Below are 5062 nucleotides of genomic sequence, written 5' to 3'. Positions count from 1 at the left end.
GGTTCCCAGCTCGAAAATCCGGGTGAATACGTGCAGGCGATCAACAAGCTGCTCACTGCACAGCTTCACTAATTAGACATTTCTTGTCAATGAGCCGTCTTATATTTAAGACGGCTTTTTTTGTACACTTTTCTATTTTTGGGCACCCATGGAATCGGATCGACTTTTTGAATTTGCCACCCAGCTGTTAAAAGAGACCTTTGGCTTTAAGACCTTTCGCCCGGCGCAAGAGGCTGTCTTAAAGAATCTTTTTGCAGGCAAGGATACGCTCGCGCTTCTCCCGACAGGAGGTGGGAAGTCTATCTGTTACCAGATTCCTGCCCTGGTGCTTCCGGGAACGTGTGTGGTTGTTTCCCCGCTGCTTGCGCTGATGAAGGACCAGGTGGATAACCTTTGCGAAAACGGCGTGGCGGCGGCCGCCCTCAACAGTCAGGTATCGAAAGAAGAGGCTTTTGAAATTCGACAGAAGGCGATGCACGGAGAACTGAAGCTCTTGTACCTTTCCCCGGAACGCATCCAATACGAACTGGATCATCTTCTTTTGCGAATGGAAATTTCCCTGTTCGCGATCGATGAAGCGCATTGCATTTCGCAGTGGGGCCACGACTTTCGCCCCGAATATTCCCAGCTTCATGCGCTGCGGGAACGTTTCCCCAAGACACCGCTGATCGCGCTCACGGCCACCGCGGACTCGGTCACCCGCAAAGACATTCAGACTCAGCTCTCAATTCCCCCAGAAAACGTGGTCCTTTCAAGCTTCGACCGCCCGAACCTGAGTCTTACCGTCAAACTGAATTACCGCAAACGTGAAAAACTCAACGAAATCGAAAAGTTCATCGGCAAGCACAAACGTCAAAGCGGCATCGTTTACTGCCTTTCGCGCCGCAGCACAGAAACGGTCGCCACGGAACTGCGCAACCGCGGAATTCCGGCAAAGGCTTACCACGCGGGGCTTGAAAGTGCGGAACGCATCGAAATCCAGGAAGATTTTTTGAATGACCGCACCCAGGTCATCTGCGCGACGACCGCTTTCGGCATGGGCATCGACAAGCCCGACATCCGCTTTGTCGTCCATTACAACACGCCCAAGAACATGGAAGGCTACTACCAGGAAATCGGGCGTGCAGGTCGTGACGGACTTCCCTCCGACACGCTTCTCTTTTATTCCGATAGCGACATGGTGCAGCTTGCCAAGTTTGCCGAAGAAAGCGGCGAAAAGGATTTGCAAATCGAAAAGCTTCACCGCATTGAACATTATGCGACAAGCCCCATTTGCAGGCGCCGTATTCTTTTAAGCTACTTCGGAGAAGCCTTCGATCATGACTGCGGCAACTGCGATATCTGCAAGAATCCCCCACAGCGCTTTGACGGTACAATCCTTGCACAAAAGGCGCTTTCCGCAATCGTGCGCACACGCCAAATCGAAAACAGCCACATGATTGTGGACATTTTGCGTGGAAAACGCTCCACCGAACTTTTGGAAAAGCATTACGACAAGATCAAAACGTACGGTGTCGGCAAAACGACACCGCCCGCCAAATGGAACGCCTACTTAATGCAGCTCGTTCATCTGGGAGTCATCGAAAAGAGTTACGCCCAGGACCAGCACCTTTCCATGACGCCTTACGGCTGGGAAATCCTGCGCGGCGAAAAAAAGCTCGAACTCGCGCTCGTCCGCGAAACGGAAAGTTCCCCTTCCAAATCCCTGCGCACGCCAAAGCTCGCCACAAACGATGACGACAAACTGTTCCAGGCTCTGCGCCTCTTGCGCTTGGAACTTGCCCAAAAGGAAAACGTCCCCGCCTACGTTATCTTCAACGACAAGGTTCTCACGGAAATTGTCGCACAAAAGCCTACAAGCCTTGAAGACTTCGCAGAAATTCCGGGCATCGGCACATTTAAATGCAAAAAATATGGGCAGATTTTCGTAAAGGAAATCTGCCGCATGCTCTAAGCTTTTACAGAGAAATTAATCCTTCGGACGACGGTAGCCCCACTTCGAGAGGATTCTGTCGTCATCCTTGCGAATGTAACCCTGCTTGCGATCCGGAAGTTCGCACTGGAGTTCCGAGCGAATTTTCACGTCCGAGGTGAAGATGTAGGCGCCCGTGCCGAGCTTACGCCCTTCCGCATTCTTCAGGTAACCCTGCGCATCCGGCTTCATTTCAAAGTAGAGCTGAATTGCGCCACTCTTATCGACGTAATCCGGAGTGATATTCTGAGAGAAGCTGTAATCAGCTACATAATCACCGATCGTGGAGAAGAGCCAAATTCTCAAGCTGATCGTCGTCGTGTAAAGGCTTGCCGCCGTTCCAATGGAATCATACGCCTTCTGGAATGCCGTCGAGCAGTAATTTTCCACGTAGTCTTCGACGGTCGTCGTGGTACGGTCCCAACCGCCACCGCTATCGAGTGCGACATAGCCATTTTCCACGATGCTTTCCAAGGTCGAAAGCGTTCCCGTTTCATCGATTGCCGGAGCCTGGGCCGTAATGCTGAGCGTTGCACCGAGATGTTTTCCCGTGAGGCCCGTGTACGGTTCTTCGCCCGTTCCTTCCGAAACGCCGCTAGAAGATCCCGCCTGTGTTTCTTCTTCCTTACCCGTCTTCGCGTTCACCACGCTCAACGCATAAGTGGTTCCTTTTTCGCTGTTCGAAACGGAGGTGAACTTTTCCACGTCCTTCGGATCCGAAGAGACGAGCGGTTCTTCCATATTGATCGTAATCAGCTTACCCGCCTTGAGAATCACCACGACCGTATCCGAAGCTTCGTTACCCGCCTTGTCGCGGTAGGTACGAATGATCAAGTTCTTGCCATCGTTCAAGCCCTGGTAATTCAAAGTATCCTGTTCAATACCATCCACGGTCCACTTGACTTCGATCGAGACGTTGCTCACGACTGTAGAATCTTCCGGAGTCATGATTTTCACCTTCGGAAGAATCGTATCGACAATGACCTTTGCCGTTGCCGTCGCCGAATTGCCATAGACGTCGGTGTAAGTGTAGCTGACTTCATAAATCAGATTTCCGTCTTCATCCTTCGTCTTCGTTCCCTTCGAGTTGATCGTGTAAGAAACATTCACGTCGTAAGCTTTCTTGCCGTCCGAGCTCTTTGCTTCATACGTATAGCCAACCGCATAGATCGTATTGCCATCGGAATCGGTTTTCACCGTTCCTGTTGCATCGATCGTATAGGTGAGCGTTACAACCTTACCGTCCGCATCCTTGAACGTCATCGAAACTTCATAGTATTCTTCGCCGTTCGAATCGGTCAAACGTTTGCCGTTCGAATCGGTATAGTAAGAGACCTTGACTACAGTTCCCGCGGAAGTCGTATCGTCATAGCTGACTTGGATTAAGTTTTCACCGATCACGGAATGCGTTACCTGCACTTTCGAAGAAAGATCGGCTTCATCCTTCAGGTTCACCTTGCCGATTGTCTGTTCTGCCGTCTTGATGTTCGACGCAGAAACTCTTGCCGTATCGAGGATTACCTTAAAGCTCGTCTTCGCGGTCTGCGTCTTTTCTCCCGAGGAATCCACCACGCTCACCGTCACAATCGTCGCATTGGAACGGACATAGCTTGCCGGATCATCTGCATCCTTCTGTTCCACGATTGTTACACCGCTCGGACGTCCCGATGTATCGTTTGAAGCAGAGATAGTCACTACCGGAATCTTCGTGCTGAGATAGATTATGATTTGGTCCGAGCCATCCTGGTATTTTACCGTGATGATATTCTTATCTTCCTTGACCACGACTGTGCTATCCTTTTCACCGTCAGGCGTCGTCCATTTGATATAAACTTTCGGATTGTTCGTGTAAATCGTATCCGGCTCGGTCCAAGAAGAGTCTCCCGATTCCGCATGAATAATTTTCACATCTTCCACGGCGTTAATCACTTTAATCGTTACCGTCGTCGTATCCGAAAGGCCATCCGGATCGGTCACCGAGACCGTCACCGTGTACACGGAATCTTTTTCGTAATCCAGACGTTCGGCGTCGCGGAGCGAAATAATGCCCGTCGTCGAATCGATCATAAAGACGTTGCTTGTATCCGAAATGATCTTGTACGTGAGCGGATCATTTTCCGGATCGCTTGCCGTCACCTTCTTTGACACAGAGCAGCCGACGCATTCTTCTTTAATCGTTACCACGGTTTCTTCGGCAATCGGAGCTTCATTCACTTCCAAAAGCTGGATCGTTACCGTCGCCGTATCCGCATAGGTGCCGTCCGAAGCCTGGACCGTCAAAACATACGTCGGATTCTTTTCGTAATCCAAGGACTTCGCAACAGTAATCACACCCGTCTTGGAATCAATCTTAAAATAATTAGAAACCGATGCAGAAATAATCTTGTATGTAATCGTCGAGAAGTTCACATTCAACGAATCCGGGTCGAACGCTTCGAGAGTTCCAACAGTATCGCTGATTGCTGCATCTTCTGCCACAGTCAAGGTCGTATCCGAAAGGCTAGGCTTTTCGTTCACATCCTTCACATGAATCGTCACCTTCACCGGATCCGAATTCAACTGTCCATCCGTCGCACAGATATAAATCGTATAAGTCGTATCCTTGGATTCGTAATCGAGGACTTCTTTTTTCAGTGTAATCTTTCCCGTCGAAGCGTCCACGGCAAAGATGCTCGAATCACCTGAGGAGATGTAATACTCTGGAATGTCGTCCGCATTCTTGTCCACGGCCGAAACGATTCCCGTTGAATCCTTCACCGAGCTATTTTCGTTGATCGTGAAATCGTAAGAAGATTCACTGAATTCCGGCGGAAGATTGCTGTCGGCATCCTTGATGTAAAGCGTGAAGGAACCGGTACGCTTATTGCCCGAGAGCACGGCACCGCTCATGTTAAACACATACATCTTAAAGCTTTCATCGCCTTCGACGCGTTTGTCCGTGACCGGAGTGATATATGTAGCGGAAGTCGGAAGCATGCTGCCGGCGTTAAACGTAATCGTCGCAGAATCACCCGTAATCGTTCCATCGGAATTCACCGTGCAAAGCGGCATGCCTGTTGTATTGAAGTCCGCCGCATTGGCGAGCTTCAT

General features: G+C 50.2%; 2 protein-coding genes. One reads left to right on the top strand and one right to left on the bottom strand.

The features are described from left to right. The first annotated feature begins 148 nt into the window (after positions 1–148). Positions 149–1954: a DNA helicase RecQ gene (recQ, locus tag MR847_RS09040; RefSeq protein ID WP_287723578.1), complete on the top strand. Its 1806-nt coding sequence runs from the start codon at positions 149–151 to the stop codon at positions 1952–1954. A 15-nt stretch (positions 1955–1969) separates the two neighbouring features. Here recQ and MR847_RS09035 read toward each other — a convergent pair. Further along, a partial coding sequence (locus MR847_RS09035; RefSeq protein WP_287723577.1) for a cadherin repeat domain-containing protein occupies positions 1970–5062 on the bottom strand: 3093 nt, incomplete at its 5' end.

The organism is Hallerella sp. (assembly GCF_022776125.1).
Taxonomy (GTDB): domain Bacteria; phylum Fibrobacterota; class Fibrobacteria; order Fibrobacterales; family Fibrobacteraceae; genus Hallerella; species Hallerella succinigenes.
The sequence above is the reverse complement of the archived record's forward strand: the minus strand, read 5'-3'. Positions and strand labels throughout refer to the sequence as shown.

Excerpts from the sequence above, each read along its gene's own strand:
- recQ (WP_287723578.1), top strand. The coding sequence starts at position 149 with ATGGAATCGGATCGACTTTTTGAATTTGCCACCCAGCTGTTAAAAGAG.